Source organism: Acinetobacter sp. AL9, assembly GCF_041464035.1.
Lineage (GTDB): Bacteria > Pseudomonadota > Gammaproteobacteria > Pseudomonadales > Moraxellaceae > Acinetobacter > Acinetobacter towneri.
On record NZ_JAYFSK010000314.1, the window covers coordinates 1 to 210 of the forward strand.

General features: G+C 44.3%; 1 protein-coding gene. It reads left to right on the plus strand.

Features of this window, described 5'->3' with window-relative positions; translation table 11 throughout:
• Positions 1-30 precede the first annotated feature (30 nt).
• The coding region (locus ACEO2X_RS14860) for a transposase (protein WP_371972230.1) at positions 31-210 on the plus strand (180 nt) is incomplete at its 3' end.

Below are 210 nucleotides of genomic sequence, written 5' to 3' on the forward strand. Positions count from 1 at the left end.
CCCGTTCCTTCGGCCCTGAGGACTTAATCCATGAACATGGATATATATTCAGCAACACCTCCTGTTGCTAAAAAACGCAGAACATACAGCAAAGAATTCAAACTCAGTATTGTCAATGCCTGCAAAAATCCTAATACCTCGATCGCTTCGGTCGCACTGCAACATAGTATTAATGCCAACCTTGTCAGTCGTTGGATCAGGAGCTTCAGC